The sequence below is a fragment of the Cronobacter sp. JZ38 genome (genome assembly GCF_008932145.1).
Taxonomy (GTDB): domain Bacteria; phylum Pseudomonadota; class Gammaproteobacteria; order Enterobacterales; family Enterobacteriaceae; genus Cronobacter; species Cronobacter muytjensii.
Genome location: NZ_CP017662.1, coordinates 2081840 through 2102303 on the forward strand (window position 1 = coordinate 2081840; position 20464 = coordinate 2102303).

The 20464-nt window shown below is 62.6% G+C and carries 13 protein-coding genes; 8 read left to right on the forward strand and 5 right to left on the reverse strand.

Annotation, left to right across the window (positions count from 1 at the left end):
* Positions 1-206 precede the first annotated feature (206 nt).
* Both BJP61_RS09885 and BJP61_RS09890 read right to left on the reverse strand, forming a co-directional pair.
* Positions 207-1994, reverse strand: coding sequence for a methyl-accepting chemotaxis protein (locus tag BJP61_RS09885; RefSeq protein WP_038862520.1), 1788 nt, complete (start codon positions 1992-1994; stop codon positions 207-209).
* A gap of 149 nt (positions 1995-2143) precedes the next feature.
* On the reverse strand, positions 2144-2497 hold the full coding sequence (locus BJP61_RS09890) for a DsrE/DsrF/TusD sulfur relay family protein (protein WP_038862521.1): 354 nt from the start codon (positions 2495-2497) through the stop codon (positions 2144-2146).
* Positions 2498-2568: 71 nt separating this feature from the next.
* On the opposite strand from BJP61_RS09890, the gene BJP61_RS09895 reads away from it, so the two are divergent.
* The 6 genes from BJP61_RS09895 (at position 2569) to BJP61_RS09920 (ending at position 14183) form a co-directional block, all read left to right on the forward strand.
* A complete protein-coding gene (locus BJP61_RS09895; protein WP_171998221.1) occupies positions 2569-3774 on the forward strand; it encodes a nitrate regulatory protein in 1206 nt (401 codons plus the stop codon).
* Between the two features lie 705 nt (positions 3775-4479).
* Positions 4480-5730: a CmpA/NrtA family ABC transporter substrate-binding protein gene (locus BJP61_RS09900; protein WP_171998222.1), complete on the forward strand. Its 1251-nt coding sequence runs from the start codon at positions 4480-4482 to the stop codon at positions 5728-5730.
* Between the two features lie 9 nt (positions 5731-5739).
* Positions 5740-6621 (forward strand): nitrate ABC transporter permease, encoded by an 882-nt coding sequence (gene ntrB, locus BJP61_RS09905; RefSeq protein ID WP_171998223.1) that lies wholly within the window; start codon positions 5740-5742, stop codon positions 6619-6621.
* Between the two features lie 9 nt (positions 6622-6630).
* The gene (locus BJP61_RS09910; protein ID WP_038862543.1) at positions 6631-7419 is read left to right on the forward strand and encodes an ABC transporter ATP-binding protein; all 789 of its coding nucleotides are present in this window, start codon (positions 6631-6633) and stop codon (positions 7417-7419) included.
* 9 nt (positions 7420-7428) lie between these two features.
* Positions 7429-11496, forward strand: a complete 4068-nt coding sequence (nirB, locus tag BJP61_RS09915) for a nitrite reductase large subunit NirB (RefSeq protein ID WP_171998224.1) — start codon at positions 7429-7431, stop codon at positions 11494-11496.
* Entirely contained in the window at positions 11493-14183 is a 2691-nt protein-coding gene (locus BJP61_RS09920; protein ID WP_171998225.1) for a nitrate reductase, read from the forward strand. Before nirB ends, BJP61_RS09920 begins: the two co-directional genes overlap by 4 nt.
* On the opposite strand, the gene BJP61_RS09925 is transcribed toward BJP61_RS09920, so the two are convergent.
* On the reverse strand, positions 14091-14639 hold the full coding sequence (locus BJP61_RS09925; RefSeq protein ID WP_161580210.1) for a YbhB/YbcL family Raf kinase inhibitor-like protein: 549 nt from the start codon (positions 14637-14639) through the stop codon (positions 14091-14093). The two genes, BJP61_RS09920 and BJP61_RS09925, sit on opposite strands and share 93 nt — an antisense overlap.
* A gap of 178 nt (positions 14640-14817) precedes the next feature.
* Here BJP61_RS09925 and BJP61_RS09930 point away from each other — a divergent pair, with 178 nt between their 5' ends.
* Positions 14818-16233 (forward strand): YchO/YchP family invasin, encoded by a 1416-nt coding sequence (locus tag BJP61_RS09930; RefSeq protein WP_171998226.1) that lies wholly within the window; start codon positions 14818-14820, stop codon positions 16231-16233.
* Here the strand turns inward: BJP61_RS09930 and narL are convergent.
* Positions 16230-16880, reverse strand: a complete 651-nt coding sequence (narL, locus tag BJP61_RS09935) for a two-component system response regulator NarL (protein ID WP_007698510.1) — start codon at positions 16878-16880, stop codon at positions 16230-16232. The genes BJP61_RS09930 and narL overlap by 4 nt on opposite strands.
* A complete protein-coding gene (narX, locus tag BJP61_RS09940; protein WP_075193050.1) occupies positions 16873-18681 on the reverse strand; it encodes a nitrate/nitrite two-component system sensor histidine kinase NarX in 1809 nt (602 codons plus the stop codon). Before narX ends, narL begins: the two co-directional genes overlap by 8 nt.
* Before the next feature lie 312 nt (positions 18682-18993).
* Between narX and BJP61_RS09945 the strand changes: the two genes are divergently transcribed.
* Positions 18994-20385 carry a NarK family nitrate/nitrite MFS transporter gene (locus BJP61_RS09945; protein ID WP_075193051.1) on the forward strand — a complete coding sequence of 464 codons (1392 nt, stop codon included), beginning with the start codon at positions 18994-18996 and terminating at the stop codon, positions 20383-20385.
* Positions 20386-20464 lie beyond the last annotated feature (79 nt).

A 20464-nucleotide genomic window follows, 5' to 3' on the forward strand; every position in this document is an offset into this window, starting at 1 on the left:
AACCCCTCTGTCAATGATAAATCCCGTCAGGACAGCCTTTCGAACGTGAGGCTGTTCACAAAACACTCCGGGAATAACACCAAAGCGAGAGGCGCTGAACGCTGATTTTGATCAAAAAAGGCGGTCTCGCCGCCATATTCATCACATTGTGCGTTAAAGGGGCGGGCAGGCGCGCGGAAAATGTCCGAATGCGCGCCTGCGCCTGATTAAATGCGGAAATGCCCGGCCGTCTGGGCGAGTTCGCCCGCCTGGCCCTGCAACGCGCCTGCCGCGGCGGCGGACTGCACCACCAGCTCGGCGTTCTGCTGCACCATCTGATCGAGCTGGATAACCGCGTGGTTAATCTCCTGAATGCCTTTCATCTGCTCGCTGGTGGCGACCGTGATCTCACGCATAATCCCGGAGACATTGCCGATACTGCTTACAATCTCCTCCATCGATTCCCCCGCAAGGCGTACGTAACGCGAGCCGGTCGCCACGCTCTCGGTTGTCGAGTCGATAAGCGATTTAATCTCTTTCGCCGCCTGGGCGCTGCGGCTCGCGAGGTTACGCACTTCGCCCGCCACCACCGCGAAGCCGCGGCCCTGTTCGCCGGCGCGCGCCGCTTCCACCGAGGCGTTAAGCGCCAGAATGTTGGTCTGGAAGGCGATGCCGTCGATAACGCTCGTGATATCGCCAATCTTCGCCGAGGCGGTTTCAATCAGCTGCATCGTTGAAATGGCTTTCGACACCACTTCGCCGCCGCGCGAGGCGGCATCCGTGGCGCTCTGCGCCTGGCTGTTGGCCTGGGCCGCCGCATCCGTCGAGTTTGCCACCGACGCGGTAATCTCCTCCACCGCGCTTGCGGTTTCGCGCAGGCTGGAAGCGGCCTGTTCGGTGCGCCCGGAGAGATCCTGGTTGCCCGCGGCGATTTCATTAGCCGCCACTTTCACCGAGGCGCTGGCGTCGCGCAACTGGCCCATCACGCCCGCGAGCTTGTCGCAGAAGGCATTAAAGGCGTGGGCTATCTGTGCCACTTCATCGCGGCCATTTTCCGGCAGACGCTGCGACAGATCGTTGGTGCCGCTGCTGATGGCCACCAGCGCGTCGCGGATCATCAACAGGCGTTTTAACAGCTTCGTTACCAGGAAATGCATCAGCGCGCCGGTGATAAGCAGCAGTACCAGCACCGAAATGGCGGAGGTATTAAGCAGCGCGCGCATGCCGGAGGTCGCGTCGCTTTCATCGAGCGCCACCACCAGATACCACTGGGTGCCCGGCACCGGTGTCGCCAGCAGCGCTTTTGGCGCGCCGCCGATGTCGCCGTCAAGCGCCGTATCGCTGGTTTTCAGTTCGCGAAATGCGACGCCTGACACCGCGTTATCAAACGGTTTAGAGGTCAGCGCCGGATCTTTCGCAGCGATAAGCGTCCCGTCTTCATTGACCAGCAAGCCGCTGCTGTTTTCGGTGGGGTGAATACTGCGTACGTTGGCGATCACGCTGTCCATTGAAAGGTCGCCCGCGACCACGGCGGCAACGGTGCCGTTTTGCTTCACCGGCACCGCGAAGGTGACGACCAGCTTGCCGGTGCCCGCATCCACATACGGCGCGGTCACGACAGGCGCGTCAGCTTTCACCGCCTGCTGATACCACGGGCGAATGGTCGGATCGTAATCCGCCGGAACACCTTCCGGGTTGGAAAACTTCGCGGTTTTGGTCGCATAACCGGCGTAGACGTTCATAAAGCCGCCCGCTTTCGCCATCTGCGTGAAGACCGGCACGGGGTCTGCGCCCAGCGCGACGGTGTCGAGCGAGCGGATCATGGCGGTTTTGCTGTTCACCCAGTCGGCGATAGCCAGATTATGGCTGGCGCTGGTGCTTTTCAGGGTATTAAGGCTCGCCTGCTGGTTATCCAGCCGCGTGACCTGATAGTTCATGATGGTATTGAGTACCAGCGCGCCGACCAGACAGCCTGCGGTGGCTGCGATGATGCGCGCGCGAATCGACGTTAACATAGGCGTTTACCCTGCTGTGTGTTGTATGTGTTGTGTGTTGTTGGGACAGGCTTGTTGTTATGGGTTTTAAGGTAAATATCGGCACACACGGCAGGGACTTGATGGACGACGCAGGCGAATAAGTAAATATTATTACACCTGCGTGATTATCAGAACGTCAGGACTTTATCAGCCTCAAGCGTCCATCGGGCGAGTTCCACGAGCGTGCCTACCTCAACGCCATCCACCAGCGGCAGGGCGCTCACGCCGCGCCCGTCGGCGCAGGTTTTGCAAAGCTTCACCGGCACATTTTGCGCGGTGAGGATCTCAAGCATCTGCTGAATGTTATAGCCTTCGGCGGGCTTCTGGCCGCGAAGGCCGGCGGTCACGGCGTCAGACATCAAAAACAGCTTCAGCGCAGGCGCCTGCGGCTGTTCTCGCAGCGCGATGGCAAGACGCAGGCAGTTGAACAGCGATTCGCTGCCATAAGCTGCGCCGTTGGCGATAATCACGATCGTTTGCATCCGGAACTCCTTTGCCATAAAGGCATAGTTATTGCTTGATTCCTGTAAAGGCGATAACAGGAGAGTGAGCGATGGCAACACCATCCAGACCGGCGCAAGATGCGCAGGCGTGGTTTCGTTTCGCCCGTGAAAGAGCGCGCAGCCAGCTGGAGGCGTGGTTAAGCGTGGGCGAATGGGCAAGTCAGATAAGCCATCTGGTGCATATGCTACAGCGCGAGCGCGGCGCGTCCAATATCTGGCTCTGCTCCGGCGGGCAGCTGTTTGCGCGCGAACGCGAGTTTTGCGTGACGCAGACCGACCAGCGCGTGGCGGCGTTTCGCGAAGCGCCCCCGCCGCTGGCCTCATCAGGTAGCCTGCTCGCCTGGCGCATGGCCTGCGCGCTCTGGCAGCTCGAACAACTGCCAGCGCTTCGCGCGCGCATTCTGGCGCGTGAGACAGAACCCCTTGAGGCGATGGAGGGCTTTAACCTGGCGATTCGTCATCTGTTGAATCTGGTGCCGGAGGCGAGCGAAAGCGTGGATGAGGCGTCGCTCGCCCGCGCGCTGACCGCCCTTTACAGCTTTATGCAGGGGAAGGAGCTGACAGGTCAGGAACGTGCCATTGGCGCTATCGGCTTTACACAGGGCGCGTTCAGCGAACCGCTGCGTCAGCGGCTCGCGGATCGCATTGACGGGCAGCAGCGCTGTTTTGAGACTTTTTTATCGCTGGCGGCGGCGGAGATTCGCGAAGGCTACTGGCGTCACGGCGAGGCGGGCCTGGAGCTGGAGCAATTACGACGGCTCGCCTGCACGCGTCTGCCTGCGGATAACGACAACGGCGCGCGGGCGGTGCGCTGGTTTGCGCTGCAAACCACGCGGCTCGACGCGCTGCGGGATATCGAAGAGGCGCTTATCGCCGCGCTGCTGGCGGAAGCACGCAGGTTGCTGGCGCAGGATAACGTCAGCGAATCTCCGGAGGCCCTGCTGGCCCGCCGCGCGCGCCAGCAGGGAGATATGGATGCTCCGGCGCTGGAGCGGCATCTTTTACCGCTGGTGCGCCAGCAGGCCCGCGAGGTGGAGTCGCTGACGCGCCAGCTCGCCTCATTACAGACAAGCCTTGAGGAGCGCAAGCTCATTGAGCGCGCCAAAAGTTTATTGATAACCCATCAGCAGCTTAGCGAGGAGGAGGCGTGGCACCAGTTGCGCAAGCTGGCGATGGATCAGAATAAACGGATGGTGGAAATTGCCGAAGCGATGCTGGCGGTCGCCCGGCTCTGGCCCGTCACCCAAAAGGAGTAGATGCACAGCAACCGGGCATTTTATGCATGGTTATGGGGCAGGGGATGGAGCGGTGTTTACCCGTCCTACACAGAATTAACGTCGGAGCGGAGGGTTTTGCTCCGGCTTAAAAAAATCGGCCGCGCCGGATGGACCCGGTGCGAAGGCATGATAATACAGGTTGCCGTGGCGGGTTGTAGGGTGGGTAAGCGAAGCGCACCCACCGCCCGGTTTCGGGGCCGCGTTGACGGGAAATATGCAACGGCAGTGAAATCGTTCCGTTCGCCATCACGCTGCGCTTATATGTGCCTTTTCCTCACGCGAACGTGCAAAGGGGGCTCGCCGCCGCCCCCTTTGCAATCCCGGCTCCCGGCAGAAAATCGCCCCTGCGGGGAAGCCGTGCCTTATTCCCTCCGGCCACGGGTCGGGCATGACAATACATCCCTGTATTGTCATGCCCTCGCACCGGGTCCCTCCGGTGCGTCCCGGCCTGCGGTGAAACGGCGCGGCCGATTTTTTTAAGCCGGAGCAAAACCCCCCACATTGACGCCGTGACGTACGATTACCCAACATGCCACCCCTTAAACCTGGCACACCCCTTGCTTAACTCTTCCTGACAAACATTTTCGGCGGCTCGCCAACGGCGGCGGGCTTACCGGAAGGATAAAGGCGTCCTGCAATGTCTTCGGACATTGGCGGACGCCTTTTTTATTTTCAGGAGCAGCCATGAGCCATTCGTCATTCTCTCTTTCCCGCCGCAGGTTTTTGCAGGCCGGGGCGGCGCTTAGCGGCGCGATGCTGTTACCGGGGCTAATGGGCAGCGTCTGGGCCGCAGGCACCGACAAACCGGAACTCGACACCGTGCGCGTCGGGTTTATTCCTCTCACCGACTGTGCGCCGGTGGTGATGGCCGCGCTTAAAGGTTTCGATAAAAAATATGGTATCCGCATTGTGCCGAGCAAAGAGGCGAGCTGGGCGGCGGTGCGCGACAAACTGGTCTCTGGCGAGCTTGACGCCGCGCATGCGCTTTACGGTCTCATCTACGGGCTGGAGCTGGGTATCGCCGGTAAGGCGCAGCCGATGGCGAACCTGCTGACGCTCAACCAGAATGGTCAGGCGATTTCGCTCAGCGCCGATCTGCTCGATAAAGGCATCACCACGCCCGACGCGCTGAAAACGCTTATCGCGGCAAGCGAGCCTGGCGCTTACACCTTCGCCCACACCTTTCCGACCGGCACCCACGCGATGTGGCTCTACTACTGGCTGGCGGCGGCGGGCATTCATCCCTTCAACGATATCCGCACCGTGGTGGTGCCGCCGCCGCAGATGGTGATGAACATGCGCATCGGCAATATGGTCGGCTTTTGCGTCGGCGAGCCGTGGAACGCCCGCGCCATTAACGACCGCATCGGTTTTACCGCCGCCACCTCACAAAGCATCTTCCCGGATCATCCGGAAAAAGTGCTCGGCACCCGCCGCCTCTGGGTGGAGCAGAACCCGAACACCGCCCGCGCGCTCACCGCAGCCGTGCTGGAGGCTGCCCGCTGGATAGACGCCTCGGACGACAACCGGCGCGAAACCGCGCAGGTGCTGGCGAAACGCGCGTACCTCAACACCAAAGCGCAATACCTCACGCCACGCATGCTCGGCGAGTACGACGACGGCGCCGGAAAACGCTGGAAAGACGACCACGGTATGCGCTTCTTCCGGGACGGCGAGGTGAGCTACCCGTGGCACTCCGACGGCATGTGGTTCTTAACCCAGTTCCGCCGCTGGGGATTGCTGAAAACCGATCCGGACTACGCGGCCATCGCCGCACGCATCAACCGCACTGACATCTATCAACAGGCCGCGCAGGCGGTGGGCAATATCGCGCTGCCTGCATCACCGCTGCGCACCAGTCGCCTGATGGACGGCAGCGTCTGGAACGGCCAGGCGCCGGCGGCCTACGCCAACAGTTTTGCCATGAAACGTTAAGGGGGAACCATGAAAGAGCTGCAACAGACCGTGAGCGCGCCGGAAGCCCAGCCCGCCGGTGAAGTGATTGTGATGCCCCGCGTGGCGGTGCGTAAACGCCGCGCGCCGCTGGCTGCCCGATTCAACGCGATCGCAGGCCATGTCGTGCCCGCGCTGCTCGGCCTCGCGCTGCTGGTGATCGCCTGGCAAATCGCCGCTATGACCACCAAAGGCTTTCCCACGCCGCTCAGCACGCTCGACTCAGCGCTGACGCTCTTCGCCGACCCGTTCTATAACGGAGGGCCGAACGATCAGGGCATCGGCTGGAACGTGCTGGCGTCGCTCAGCCGTGTGGCGGTGGGCTTTGGCCTCGCCGCGCTGGTGGGCATTCCGCTCGGCTTTTTGATTGGCCGCTTCACCTTTCTGGGCCGTATGTTTCATCCGCTCATCGCGCTGCTGCGTCCGGTGAGTCCGCTCGCCTGGCTGCCTATCGGCCTGCTGCTGTTTCAGAAGGCGGAGCCGGCTTCAAGCTGGACGATTTTCATCTGCTCTATCTGGCCGATGGTCATCAATACCGCCGACGGGGTGAAGCGTATTCCGGAAGACTACCTGAACGTGGCGCGGGTACTGCAACTCTCCGAATGGACGGTGATGCGCCGCATTCTCTTTCCGGCGGTGCTGCCGGCGGTGCTTACCGGGGTGCGGCTCTCCATCGGCATCGCCTGGCTGGTGATAGTCGCCGCGGAAATGCTGACCGGCGGCCTTGGCATCGGTTTTTGGATCTGGAACGAGTGGAACAACCTCAACGTGGAAAACATCCTCATCGCCATCGTCATTATCGGCGTGGTGGGGCTTTTGCTGGAGCAGGGGCTGATGCTTATCGCCCGGCGGTTCAGCTGGCAGGACAAGTAAGGAGCGAACATGAAACCGATTATTCAGGTACAGAACGTCAGCCAGCGCTTCAACACCGCCAGCGGCGAATTTCTGGCGCTGCAAAACGTCAGCTTTGACATCAATGCGGGCGAAACCGTGAGCCTTATCGGCCACTCCGGCTGCGGCAAATCGACGCTGCTCAATCTGATCGCGGGGATCACGCTGCCGAGCGAAGGCGGGCTGTTGTGCGATAACCGCGAAATCGCAGGCCCCGGCCCTGAACGCGCCGTGGTGTTTCAGAACCATTCGCTGCTGCCCTGGCTGACCTGTTTCGACAATGTGGCGCTGGCGGTGGACCAGGTTTTTCGCAAAACCATGAATAAAGCGCAGCGCCGGGAGTGGATTGTCCACAACCTGGAGCGGGTGCAGATGGGGCATGCGCTCAACAAACGCCCTGGCGAAATCTCCGGCGGCATGAAGCAGCGCGTCGGCATTGCCAGGGCGCTGGCAATGGAGCCGAAAGTGCTGCTGATGGATGAGCCTTTCGGCGCGCTGGACGCGCTGACCCGCGCGCACCTTCAGGATGCCGTCATGCATATCCAGCAGGAACTTAACACCACCATTGTGCTTATCACCCATGACGTCGACGAGGCGGTGCTGCTCTCCGACCGTGTGCTGATGATGACCAACGGCCCGGCGGCCACGGTGGGCGAGGTGCTGGAGGTCAATCTGCCGCGTCCGCGCAACCGGGTACAGCTGGCGGATGACAGCCGCTACCACCAGATGCGCCAGCAGATCCTCCATTTCCTTTACGAAAAACAGCCGAAGGCGGCGTAAGGAGCGGCGATGGCGCAACGACTGGTGATTATCGGCAACGGCATGGCGGCGGTGCGTCTGGTTGAGCAACTGCTGGCGCGCGCGCCTGAGCGCTTCGCCATCACGCTTATCGGCGAAGAGCCGCTGCCCGCCTATAACCGCATCCTGCTTTCGCCCGTGCTGAGCGGCGAAACGCCCGCCGCGCAGACGCAACTGCATGACGCGCAGTGGTATCACCGTTACGGTGTCACTTTATTAACCGGCGAGCGGGCGGCAGAGGTGGATCTTGCCGGGCGGACGGTAACCACGACGGCCCGCACGCTGCCCTGGGATGAGCTGGTCTTCGCCACCGGCTCGACGCCCTTTACTCCGCCCATTGAAGGCCGCGACCTGCCGCACGTGCGCGCCTTTCGCACGCTGGCGGATGTCGAGGCCATTCTCGCCGCGTCTGGCCCCGCCGTCGTGCTGGGCGGGGGCCTGCTCGGCGTCGAGGCCGCCGCAGCGCTGGCGCGCCAGGGCGCGACGGTCACGCTGGTGCATCGTCATCCGTGGCTGATGGAGCAGCAACTGGATGCGCAGGCGGGCGAATGGCTGGCGGAAAGCCTTCGCGCGCGCCGTATTCGCGTGGTGACCGGCAGCGGCATTACGCGCATCGCGCCCGATAACGTGACGCTCGCCGATGGCGAAACCATAGCGGCCGGGCGGGTAGTGATTGCGACCGGCGTACGTCCGGCCATCGGGCTGGCGCAGGCTGCCGGGCTTCGCTGTCAGCGCGGGATTGTGGTGGATGACACGCTGCGCGCCTCGCACCCGCAGGTAAGCGCTGTTGGCGAATGCTGCGAAATCAACGCGCAGACGTGGGGGCTGGTGGTGCCCTGTCTGCAACAGGCGGATGTGCTGGCGGCCAGGCTCTGCGGGGAGACGGCGCGTTTTAGTTACTACGAGCGCGGCACACGGCTCAAGGTGACTGGCATTGCGGTGTTCAGCGCGGGCGTGGTCGAACCCGATGCCAGCGTGCAGACGCTGATAAGTCTCGACCCCCTTTCAGGGCATTACCGACGCCTGATTATCAAAGACGACAGGCTCGCCGGCGTGCTGCTGTATGGCGATACGGACAGCGCAGGCGCGCTGATGAATCACTTCGGGCAGCCGCTTCGCGCAAGCGTCGGGCTGCTGTTTGATGAAACCGATGAACCGCAGCCCGCGGCTGCAGGATGTGAAACGATGACGAAACAAACTCTGGTGGTCGTGGGCCACGGCATGGTTGGACACCATTTTCTGGAGCAGTGCGTTAACGCCGGGCTGCATGAGCGTTTTCATATCATCGTCTTTGGCGAAGAGCGCTACGCGGCCTACGACCGCGTGCATCTCTCGGAATATTTCGGCGGGCGCAGCGCGCAGTCGCTCTCGATGGTGCAGGGCGATTTCTTCACGCAGAACGGCATTGAACTGCGTACCGGCTGCCAGATTGTCGCCATCGACCGCGCGCAGCAGACCGTGCGCGACGCGCAGGGCCATGAAACGCACTTCGATAAACTGGTGCTCGCCACCGGCTCCTGGCCGTTTGTGCCGCCTGTGCCGGGGCGCGATCTGCCTGGCTGTTTCGTCTACCGTACGCTTGACGATCTCGACGCTATCCGCGAGCGCGCGCAGCACGCCACCCGCGGCGTGGTGGTCGGCGGCGGGCTGCTGGGGCTGGAGGCGGCGAACGCGCTTAAACAACTGGGGCTGAAAACGCACGTGGTCGAATTCGCGCCGGGACTGATGGCGGTGCAGCTCGACGCGCCGGGAGCGGCGATGCTGCGTGAAAAAATCGAGGCGCTGGACGTCAGCGTGCATACCAGTAAATCCACGACCGCGATTGTCGAGGCGGACGGCGGCCTGACCATGCAGTTTGCCGACGGCGACAGCCTGCATACCGACCTGATTGTTTTTTCAGCAGGCATCCGCCCGCAGGATCTTCTGGCGAAAGCCGCCGGGCTGACCACGGGCGAGCGCGGCGGTGTTGTTATCAACGACCAGTGTCAGACCAGCGATGAAAACATTTTCGCCATCGGCGAATGCGCGCTATGGGAGAACAAAATTTTCGGCCTGGTCGCGCCAGGCTATCAGATGGCGCGCGTCGCCGCCGCGACGCTGGCGGGCGAGGCGGCGGCCTTCCGGGGCGCGGATATGAGCACCAAACTCAAGCTGCTCGGCGTTGAGGTGGCATCGTTCGGCGACGCGCATGGACGCACGCCGGGCAGCCAGAGCTACCAGTGGACCCACGGGCCGAAGCAGATCTACAAAAAAATCGTCGTCTCGGCGGACGGCAAAACGCTGCTCGGCGGCGTGCTGGTAGGCGACAGCAGTGAATACGCCACGCTGTTACAGATGATGCTCAACGGCATGACGCTCCCTGCTGAGCCGGAGACGCTGATCCTGCCTGCAAGCCAGGGCGCGCCCGCGAAGGGCCATGGCGTGGCGGCGCTGCCGGAGCGCGCGCAGATTTGCTCGTGCCATAACGTCAGCAAGGCGGATATCTGCGCGGCGGTGGCGGGCGGCGCGACCGACATGGGTGCGGTCAAAAGCTGCACCAAAGCGGCGACCGGCTGCGGCGGTTGCAGCGCGCTGGTAAAACAGGTGATGGAGTACCAGCTCGAACAGCAGGGCGTGGCGGTCAAAAAAGATATCTGCGAGCACTTCCCGTACTCGCGCCAGGAGATCTACCACCTGGTGCGCGTTAACCACATCCGCACTTTTGAACAGCTCATCAGCCGCTATGGTCAGGGCCACGGCTGCGAAATCTGCAAGCCGCTGGTGGGATCGGTGCTCGCCTCCTGCTGGAACGAATATTTGCTGAAACCGGCGCATCTGCCGCTCCAGGACACTAACGATCGCTACTTTGCCAACATTCAGAAAGACGGCACCTATTCCATCGTGCCGCGCATGGCGGCGGGCGAAGTAACGCCGGACGGGCTTATCGCCATCGGCCAGATTGCGAAGCGTTATAACCTCTACAGCAAAATCACCGGCGGTCAGCGCATCGACCTCTTCGGCGCGCGGCTTGAACAACTCCCGGCTATCTGGGCGGAGCTGGTGGCGGCAGGCTTTGAGACCGGCCATGCCTACGGCAAATCGCTGCGCACGGTGAAATCGTGCGTCGGCTCTACCTGGTGTCGCTACGGCGTGCAGGATTCGACCGGGCTCGCGGTGGAACTGGAGAACCGCTACAAGGGGCTGCGCGCGCCGCACAAAATCAAAATGGCGGTCTCCGGCTGCACCCGCGAATGCGCCGAGGCGCAGGGCAAGGATGTGGGCGTGATCGCAACCGATAAAGGCTGGAACCTTTACGTCTGCGGCAACGGCGGCATGAAGCCGCGCCATGCGGATCTCTTTGCCAGCGATCTCGACCGCGAGACCTTGCTGCGCACCATTGACCGCTTCCTGATGTTCTACATCCGTACCGCCGATCGCCTGCAACGCACCAGTACCTGGATGGATAATCTCGAAGGCGGCATCGACTACCTGCGCGAGGTTATCCTGGACGATTCCCTCGGCATCGGCGAGGAGCTGGAGCGTGAAATGGCGCAGGTGGTGGAGAGCTATCAGTGCGAGTGGCAGACCACGCTCGCGAGCCCCGACCGGCTGGCGCTGTTCCGATCCTATGTCAACAGCGATCAACCGGATGAAGCGGTGCAGCGCCGCGAGCTTCGGGGGCAGCCGCAGCCGGTCGATGTGGTGCAACCGGTGACGCCGCGTGCGCCGGAGCGCCCGTGGCAGGCGGTGTGCGATGTACAGGATATTCCGCCGCAGGCAGGGATTGGCGCGCGGCTGGGCGAGATGCAAATCGCGCTGTTCCGCTTTGGCGATCGCGTTTACGCGCTCGACAACCTTGAGCCAGGCAGCGACGCCAACGTGCTCTCGCGCGGCCTGTTGGGCGATGTCGGCGGCGAGCCGGTGGTGATTTCACCGCTCTATAAACAGCGCATCCGGCTGCGCGACGGGCGGCTCGTGGAGGGACTTGCCGAGGCGGTGCGCGCCTGGCCGGTAAAAATAGAGAGCGGCAAAGTGTGGGTCGCGGGCCAGGCGCTGCTGTTACAGGCGCAGGCGTCATGAGCGGGGTCCATACTACCTGCCCGTATTGCGGGGTTGGCTGCGGGGTGGTGGCGCAGCGCGACGAGAGTGGCGCGGTGAGCGTGCGCGGCGACGCGCAGCACCCGGCGAATTTCGGGCGGCTGTGCGTCAAGGGCGCGGCGCTTGGCGAAACTACCGGGCTGGAGGGCAGGCTGCTCTATCCGGAAATCGACGGCGAACGGGCGTCATGGGAGACCGCGCTCGACACGGCTGCCGCGCGCCTTAGCGCGATTATCGAGAAACATGGCCCGCAGGCGGTGGCGTTTTACGCCTCCGGACAACTGCTGACCGAGGATTACTACGCCGCCAACAAGCTGATGAAAGGGTTTATCGGCGCGGCGAATATCGATACCAACTCACGGCTCTGTATGTCCTCCGCCGTGGTGGGCTACAAGCGGGCGTTCGGCGCCGACGCGGTGCCATGCAACTATGACGATGTCGAGCAGACGGATCTGCTGATTTTTGTCGGCTCCAACGCCGCCTGGGCGCATCCGGTGCTCTATCAGCGTATCGCGGCGGCGAAAGAGGCGCGCCCGGCGATGAAAATCGTGGTTATCGATCCCAGACGCACCGCCACCTGCGATATCGCCGATCTGCATCTGGCGCTCGCGCCTGGCAGCGACGCCGGGCTGTTTGTCGGTCTGCTGAATGCGCTGGCCGGGAGACCTGCGCCGGAAACGTTCGACGGTCAGGCGCAGGCGCTGGCGGCGGCGCGCGACTGGAGCGTGGCGCGCGTGGCGCAGTTTTGCGGGCTGAAGGACGCGGATGTGGCGTGCTTTTACGACTGGTTTTTGAGCGCGCCTACGGCGATGACGCTCTACACAATGGGCATTAATCAATCTTCCAGCGGCAGCGATAAATGCAACGCCATCATCAATGTGCATCTGGCGAGCGGAAAGATCGGGCGGCCCGGCTGCGGGCCGTTTTCGCTGACCGGTCAGCCGAACGCGATGGGCGGGCGCGAGGTGGGCGGGCTCGCCAACCAGCTCGCCTGCCATATGGCCTTCGAACCGGCGGATATCGCGCGTCTCGGGCGGTTCTGGGGCAGCGAGCGCATCGCGCAGACGCCCGGCCTGATGGCGGTGGAGCTGTTCGACGCTATCGGGCGCGGCGAGGTAAAAGCCGTCTGGATCATGGGCACCAACCCGGCGGTCTCGCTGCCGGACAGCGATGCGGTACGCCAGGCGCTGGCGCGCTGCGAACTGGTGATCGTCTCCGACATTACCGCGCAGACCGACACGGCGGCTTTCGCGCATATTCGCTTCCCCGCGCAGGGCTGGGGCGAGAAAAACGGCACCGTGACCAACTCCGAGCGGCGCATTTCACGCCAGCGTCCGTTTCTGCCCGCGCCCGGCGAGACGCGCCCGGACTGGTGGATGGTCGCGCAGATGGCGCGCCGTCTGGGGCATGGCGAGGCGTTCGCCTGGCAGCATGCTCACGAGATTTTCTGCGAACACGCGGCGCTCTCGGGGTTTGAGAACGACGGCGCGCGGGCGTTTGACATCAGCGCTCTCTCGGGCCTGACTTGTGATGAGTATGACGCGCTCGCGCCGGTGCAGTGGCCGGTGACTGCACAGCAGCCGCAGGGCACGCCGCGTCTGCTGGCGACGGGCGCAGGCTGGCGTGGCGGGCGGCTCAATATGGTCGCCGTGACCCCAGCGCCGCCGCAGGCGCGGCCGGGGGCGTCTTATCCGCTGTGGCTTAACACCGGGCGCATTCGCGATCAGTGGCACACGATGACCCGCACCGGCGGCGTGGCGCGGCTGATGCAGCATCAGCCGCTGCCGCGCGTGTCAGTGCATCCGGATGACGCGGCGCGTGCTGGCATCAGCGAAGGCGACCTGGTGGAAGTGGCATCCGTGCAAGGGTTTATGGTGGGCTGGGCGGCGCTCAGTGATGCGCAGACGCCGGGCGCGCTGTTTGCACCGATGCACTGGAACGCGCGCTTTGCGAGCCACGGGCGGGTGAATACGCTGGTGGCACCGGTCTGCTGTCCGCATTCCGGCCAGCCGGAGAGCAAACAGACCGCCGTGCGCCTGCAAAAACGCCATACCGCCTGGCAGGGCGAGCTGTTTTGCCGCGCGCTGCCGACACTCGCGCCCGATATGCTGTGGTGGCGTCGGGCGTGGGAAGGAGGAGCGCATGTCACGCTGGCAGGCCGTTTGCCGCCGCAACGCTGGCTGCGCGAACTGGCCGAACACGAGGGCTGGCAGATGCAGTACGCCGAAGGAGCGGGGCATTTTCATGCGCTGGCGTGGCGCGACGGCGCGCTGATGCTGGCCTTTTACAGCGCCGTCCGCTGCCCGGTAGTGGAAACAGAGGCTATCGCGGCGGCGTTCAGCGAACCGCCCGGAACACCTGCGGCCCGTCATGCGCTGCTTGCCGGAAGAAGGGCACACAACGCGCCCGCGAAGGGGCGCATTATCTGTAGCTGTTTTGGCGTCGGCGAGACGGCTATCCGGGCTGCGATTGCCGGCGGGTGCGACAGCGCGAAAAGGCTGGGTGAAACCCTGCGCTGCGGCACCAACTGCGGCTCCTGCGTGCCGGAGCTGAAAGCGCTGCTGGCGCAGAGGGCGTTACTGCCCGAAGCGGCCAATCAGGCCGGTGGCGGCGAGCGCGTGCCCTTTGAGCTTCGTGAAGAGTTCGTCGCGCGTCAGGCCGGGCGGTAGGTCGGCCGGCAGATCGGTGGCGATAAGCGTGAAGGTGTAGTGGTGCGCGCCGCTGCCGGGCGGCGGGCAGGGGCCGTGCCAGGCGGTGGTGCCGGGCGTGTTTTTACCGCCGGTGAAGCCTTTTCCCTCGGTGAGCGCATTGGCGGCAAGGCCAGTGGTCGTGGCCGGAATGTTATAGGCCACCAGATGCGTCACGCCAAGCCCCTTCGCGCCCTCCGGATCGTGAACGATCAGCGCGAAGCGGGTCGTGCCCTGCGGCGCGTGGCTCCAGATAAGCGCTGGCGACTGGTTTTCGCCGGTACAGTTGGGGTTTTGCTTCGCATTACCGGCGAATTTTTTCTCCATCATGCCGTTATCGGCGAACGACGGGGACTGCAATATAAAAATACCGTCGTCCGCCGCGGCAACATTAAAGGCGGCAACAGCAAGCAGGGATGCAAGCAGCGTTTGTTTCATCGGCGTGTCTCACGCAGGGTGGGAATATTAAGCGTAGCGCACCGGGCGCAAACGGGCTGAGGATTATCCTTAAAAGCGGCGCCAGCGCTTGTCGGGAGCGGGGAACGCGGTATGGTATACTGTACAGATGTGTACAATTTCCGGCAAAACCGGTCCAGGAGAGAAAACTTCATACGTGATGCGGTGGTTATTAGTCGTTCTTCCTTCATTTTTTACCGCCGCCCTGCTGCCGGTCCGTGGATACCCGGCCAGCCAGAGCGACGACTACGTGCGTCAGGCGCAAAATCCCTTCGATGAAAATGGCGATAATCTGCCCGATCTCGGCATCGCGCCCGAGAATAACGCGGCGGAAAAGCATCTCGCGCGTATGGCGAAAGCCTTCGGCGAGGCGAGCCAGACTGACAGCACGCTCTCGCCAGGCCAGCAGGCGCGCCATTTTGCGTTTACCCACCTGCGCGACGCCGTCAGCGATACTATCACCAGCGAGGCCGAAAGCCTGCTTTCGCCTTACGGCAGCGCGACGGTGGATCTGCTGGTGGACGAAGAGGGAAATTTTAATGGCAGCAGCGGCTCGCTGTTCACGCCCTGGCAGGATAACAACCGCTACCTGACGTGGAGCCAGGTTGGCGTCAGCCAGCAGAACGAGGGGCTGGTAGGCAACGCGGGAATCGGCCAGCGTTGGGCCGCCGGACACTGGCTGCTGGGCTATAACACCTTTTACGATCGCCTCTTTGACGACGATTCCTCCCGCGCCGGTTTTGGCGCAGAGGCGTGGGGCGACTATCTGCGCCTTTCCGCCAACTACTATCAGCCGCTCGGCGGCTGGCAGCCGCGCAACGGGCTGCTGGAGCAGCGGATGGCGCGCGGGTATGACGTCACCGCCCAGGCGTATCTGCCGTTTTATCAGCACATCAACACCAGCGTGAGCTTTGAGCAATATTTCGGCGACCAGGTAGAACTGTTCGACAGCGGCACCGGCTACCATAACCCGGTCGCGGTAAAAGTGGGGCTGAGCTATACCCCGGTGCCGTTAGTCACCGTCAGCGCGCATCACCGCCAGGGGGAGAGCGGCGTGAGCCAGAACGATTTGGGGCTGAAGCTGAATTACCGTTTCGGCGTGCCGCTGAATAAACAGCTGTCGCCCGGAGAAGTGGCGGCGTCGCGCTCGCTGCGCGGCAGCCGTTACGATCGCGTGGAGCGCACCAGTGTGCCGGTGATGGAGTTTCGCCAGCGTAAAACGCTGTCCGTGTTCCTGGCGACGCCGCCCTGGGATTTGAGCGCGGGCGAAACGGTGGCGCTGAAGCTGCAGGTGCGCAGCCGTCACGGTGTTCGCCAGCTCTCCTGGCAGGGCGATACTCAGGCGCTGAGCCTGACGCCGCCGCTGGAGAGCACCAGCGCCGACGGCTGGACGGTGATCATGCCCGCGTGGGATAACACGCCGGGGGCCACCAATAGCTGGCGGCTGTCTGTTACCGTCGAGGATGAACAGGGCCAGCGCGTGACGTCAAACTGGATAACCCTGAAGCTGACCCCGCCGGTGCAGACGTTGCCGCAGGACGATTCGCGCTATGACCTGCTGGCGCCGACGCCTTAAAAAATGCGTTCCTGATGCACCCAGACCGCTGCTTCGACGCGCGATTTGAGCTTCATCTTTTTCAGCAGATGTTTGACGTGCACTTTAACGGTGCTTTCCGTGATATCGAGCTTCCGGGCGATCATTTTATTCGGCAGGCCCTGAGCGATAAGCTTGAGGATATCGCGCTCGCGCGGCGTGAGCTGGGAGACATCGCGGCCCGAGGTTGCGCGGCTGGCGCGCAGGCTTGCGGCCAGCACCGGCGTCAGCGCTTCGCTTAACACCATTTCGCCCGCTGCCGCCTGTTGCAGCGCTTTGAGCAGATCTTCCGGCTCCATATCTTTCAGCAGATAGCCGTCGGCGCCGCGCTTGAGCGCCGTCACCACGTCTTCTTCATGGTTAGAGACGCTAAATACCACCACGCGGCCCGAGAGCGCCTTTTCGCGCAGTTTGTCGAGCGTTTCCAGGCCGTTCATGCCAGGCATGTTGAGATCAAGCAGGATCAGATCCGGGTCAAGCGCTTCGGCCATTTCAATGCCTTGCTCGCCGTTTCCGGCCTCGCCGACCACCGTAATGGCGGGCGCCATGCTGACCAACTGTTTTACGCCGCTGCGCAGCATCGGATGATCGTCTATCAGCAGGATGGTTGCCGGTTCCGGGTTATTCATGAACTTCTCCTTCTACAAGAGCGGGTACGGAAGAAAACGGCGCATCGGGAATAAAGGTCACCACCACTTCGGTGCCGCCTTCTGTCCGTCGCCGTACCTGACAGTCGCCGCGCAAACTCTGGGCGCGGTCGCGCATAATAATGAGGCCGTAGTGATTGGTGCGCCCGGCGTTTTCCGGCAGGCCGCAGCCGTTATCGGCGACGCAAAGCCGCACCTGGCCCTGATGCAGCGTCACGCTGACATCAATCGCGCTGGCCTGCGCGTGTTTTAAGGCGTTGTTTAACGCCTCACGGGCTATCTGCACCAGATGGATGGCCTGATGCGACGGCACCAGCCGCGGTGGAAGCTGATAATTGAGCGTCACCGTAAAGCCGAGGCGGGCGCTGAATTCCTGACAGCTCGCCACCAGCGCGGCTTTCAGCCCCGGCTCGTTAAGCTGGAGCCGGAATGTGGTTAACAGCTCGCGCAACTGGCGCCAGGAGGCGTTGAGTTCGTTGCGGATTTGACCGAGTAGCGCGCGGCTCTCCTCCGGCAACGCCTCGCCCTGCATTTGCAGGCAGCTCACCTGCATTTTCATACAGGAGAGCGACTGGGCGATGGAGTCGTGCAGCTCGCGGGCGATGGCGGCGCGCTCTTCCATCACCAGTAACTGCTGTTTGCGCTCCTGCTGCCGCTCCAGCGCAAGCGTTGCGGTGAGCTGCTCCATCAGCGTGTCGATGAGCTGTTGCTGGTCGCGACTTAAGTGGCAGCCGGCGGGGAGCGTCGCCAGCAGCAGGCCGTACTGGGTGTGGGTATCGCCAAGACGCCATTTCATCGTGGTACCGGTTTCGCTCTCTGCGGGAAGATGACGCGGGCAGAGGTGACAGCCGATTTCGTCGCAGCGCTCGTCCGGCTGCCAGACAAACTCCTGGTAATGTTCTTCGTCATCCACTTCGTAGACGCGCAGCGCGATATCACGCAACAGCGTGAGGTTCTGCAGCCGCGTCAGCACCGGCGCCAGGCGCTCGCACAGCGGCACATCCGAGTGCAGGCGGCGGTTCGCCTCCCACAAAAACGACAGGATCTGGTTTTTTTGCTCAAGCCCGGCGGTTTTCTCCTGTACCCGGTGCTCAAGGCTGGCGTAGCTTTCGGCAAGCTCGGCGGACATGCTGTTGAGCGCATGGCCCAGTGTCGCCATCTCATCACGCCCGGAGACGCTGGCGCGCTGGCTGAAATCGCGATGGGCGACGGCATGCGCGATGGCAAGCAACTGACGCCACGGGCGCAGCAGACGACGGCGCAGCCATAGCAGGGTGAAGAGCAGCAGCAGGCCCATCAGCAGCGCCATGCCGCGTTGCAGCATGACGACCTGGGCGATGCGCCGCTCGGTGGAGCTGTCGAACGCGCTGACCAGCGCGTCTATCTGCCCCACAAACTGCGCTACCTGCGCGCTGACCTCCTGTGGCGAGCGGGCGTCGCGCAGCGAGGGTGAAAGATGCTGACGCCAGTAGCGCTGAATCGATTGCAGCGCCGCCTGCTGGCCGTCGCGGACCGCCGCCTGTTCAAGCTCGTCGCTCCAGGCGGTGCGTTCCATCTCGTTAAACATCGCGGTCTGCGTATTGCCAACCGGCACCGCCGCGAGCAGGCGGTAGCTCTGCATACGCAGCGATCCCGCTTTGTTAATGGCGTGCGCGCTGCCCTGAACGCCCTGCGCCAGCCACCCTGCAAGCGCCATACCGCCCATGCCGAGACCGGCGAGCAGCAGCACGATCATCGCCAGTTGATTGGCGAGGGTGAGCGGGGAGAAGAGTCGTTTCAGCATGGCGATGCACACTCCTTTCAGGGCGTCGGAACAAGCGTGGGAACCTATTCTCAGTTATCCCTCGGAGTATACCCATACCCACAGGGGATTACTCCTTTATTGCCATTCACGTCATCCATTGTAAATCCCCTGCCCGGGAGACGCCGCTGCGCCTGAAAAACCACACTTTTTTTAGCGTTTAAGCCTACCCCCTGAGGGGTAAGGCGATTTTTTGCGCGCATAACAGAGCGAATATCCATTGATTTACATCAACTTAAGCGCGCGGGCAGGCTCTATCGTGGCGGCAGTATTCCCTTAATGTTTGAGGTGTTTATGAGTGACTCTTCCGCTGCGGCACGTTCCACAAGCGGGTTGATTACCGACTGGCGGCCCGAGGACAACCAGTTCTGGCAGCATGTGGGCCAGCGCACCGCGCGTCGCAACCTGTGGATCTCCGTGCCTTGTTTGCTGCTCGCTTTTTGCGTCTGGATGCTGTTTAGCACCGTGGCGGTAAATCTGAATAAAGTGGGCTTTACCTTTACCACCGATCAGCTGTTTATGCTGACCGCGCTGCCGTCGGTATCCGGCGCGCTGCTGCGCGTGCCGTACTCCTTTATGGTGCCGGTATTCGGCGGCCGTCGCTGGACGGCGTTCAGCACCGGCATTCTGATTGTCCCGTGCGTATGGCTGGGCTTTGCGGTGCAGGATACCTCCACGCCGTTCAGCACGTTTATTATCATTTCGCTGCTGTGCGGCTTTGCCGGGGCGAACTTCGCTTCCAGCATGGCGAATATCAGCTTTTTCTTTCCGAAACAGAAACAGGGCGGGGCGCTTGGCATAAATGGCGGGCTTGGCAATCTCGGCGTCAGCGTCATGCAACTGGTCGCGCCGCTGGCGATTTCGCTCTCCATCTTCGCGGTCTTTGGCAGCGAAGGCGTCACCCAGGATGACGGCACGCGCCTCTATCTGGAAAACGCCGCGTGGGTATGGGTGCCGTTCCTGGCCGTGTTTACGCTGGCGGCGTGGTTTGGCATGAATGATCTGGCGGCGTCGAAAGCGTCGCTGCGCGATCAGTTGCCGGTGCTTAAACGCGGCCACCTGTGGGTGATGAGCCTGCTCTATCTGGCGACGTTCGGCTCGTTTATCGGTTTCTCGGCTGGTTTTGCGATGCTTTCGAAAACCCAGTTTCCGCAGGTGGATGTAATGCATTTCGCGTTTTTCGGGCCGCTGCTCGGCGCGCTGGCGCGCTCCGCGGGCGGGGCGATTTCTGACCGTCTGGGCGGGACGCGCGTAACGCTGGTGAACTTTATTCTGATGGCGGTGTTCAGCGGGCTGCTGTTCGTCACGCTGCCGTCCGGCGGCACGGGCGGAAATTTCGCGGCGTTCTTCGGCGTGTTCCTGGCGCTGTTCCTGACGGCCGGGCTGGGAAGCGGCTCCACCTTCCAGATGATTTCGGTGATTTTCCGCAAGCTCACGATGGATCGCGTGAAAGCGCAAGGCGGCAGCGACGAGCAGGCGATGCGCGAAGCAGCGACTGACACGGCGGCGGCGCTTGGGTTTATCTCCGCCATCGGCGCTATCGGCGGGTTCTTTATTCCGAAAGCGTTTGGCACATCGCTGGCGCTGACCGGGTCGCCTGCGGGCGCGATGAAAGTCTTTTTTGTGTTTTACATTGTTTGCGTGGTGCTGACCTGGGCCGTTTATGGCCGTAAATCAGCACGCTAACCGGTTAACTTTTTGGTTATCCTTTGCGCGGCCTGGCCGCGCTTTTTTTGTTTGTTTTTTAGTTACAACATACTAAAGA